This is a genomic window from Streptomyces hyderabadensis (assembly GCF_020404845.1).
Classification (GTDB): Bacteria; Actinomycetota; Actinomycetes; order Streptomycetales; family Streptomycetaceae; genus Streptomyces; species Streptomyces hyderabadensis.
This window is the reverse complement of the sequence record NZ_JAIOJZ010000132.1, coordinates 1-1,175: the sequence shown is the minus strand read 5'-3', so window position 1 is coordinate 1,175 and position 1,175 is coordinate 1. Positions and strand designations below refer to the sequence as shown.

Sequence of the window (1,175 nt, the reverse complement as noted above, 5' to 3'; positions counted from 1 at the left end):
TGACGCGGTGCTGCGTCCGAAGGTGGACGCGGCCTGGCATCTGCACGAACTGACCCGGGAGCATGATCTGTCGGCGTTCGTGGTGTTCTCGTCGGCCGCCGGTGTCGTGGGCAACGCGGGGCAGGCCAACTACGCCGCCGCCAACGTCTTCCTGGACGCCCTCGCCCAGGCCAGGCGGACCGATGGGCTCCCTGCCGTGTCCCTTGCCTGGGGGCTGTGGGCCGAGGCGAGTGCGATGACATCCGGGCTGGCCGAGTCGGACCGACAGCGGATCGCCCGCCTCGGCGCGGAGGCGCTGGGCGAGACGGAAGGGCTCGCCCTGCTCGACCGGGCCCTCGGAGAAGGCGCCCCGAGCCTGCTCGTACCGGTGCGACTCAGCCAACCGGCGCTGCGCGCCCAGGCCCAGGCGGGCACGCTGCCCACACTGATGAAGGCGCTGGTCCCGGCCACGCTGAGGCGTCGGGCCGCGGCCGGGACGGCGGGTACGGGCGGGGACACGTCCGGCAGCGCCCTCACCGAACGGCTGAGCGCCCTGACACCGGCCGAGCGCGAGACCCAGGTCCAGGACCTGGTACGCCGCGAGGTCGCCGGCGTCCTCGGCCACGACGGTCCCGAAACCGTCCAGGCCACGCAGTCCTTCAAGGAACTGGGCTTCGATTCGCTGACCGCCGTGGAACTGCGCAACCGCCTCACCGCGGCCACAGGCCTGCGCCTGCCCGCCACCCTCATCTTCGATCACCCGACCTCCGCCGCCCTGGCCCACCGCATCCTCGACGACCTCCTCGGCGACAGCGCGGCGACGCCCGCGCCGTCCACCCGAACCGTCGCCCTGAGCCACGACGAGCCGATTGCGATTGTGGGGGTGGGGTGTCGTTTTCCGGGGGGTGTGGTGTCTCCGGAGGGGTTGTGGGAGGTGGTGGTGTCGGGGGCGGATGTTGTTTCGGGTTTCCCGGTGGATCGTGGCTGGGATGTGGAGGGGTTGTTTGATCCTGATCCGGATCGTCCGGGTAAGACGTATGGGTGTCGTGGCGGGTTTGTGGATGGTGTGGCGGATTTTGATGCGGGGTTTTTCGGGATTTCGCCGCGTGAGGCGTTGGCGATGGATCCGCAGCAGCGGTTGTTGCTGGAGACGTCGTGGGAGGCGTTTGAGCGGGCGGGGATTGATCCGGTGACGT

Annotated in this window: 1 protein-coding gene; it reads left to right on the top strand. The window is 70.1% G+C overall.

Annotated features, from left to right (window positions below; all coding sequences use genetic code 11):
• A partial coding sequence (locus K7854_RS37195) for a beta-ketoacyl synthase N-terminal-like domain-containing protein (RefSeq protein WP_226030976.1) occupies positions 1 to 1,175 on the top strand: 1,175 nt, incomplete at both ends.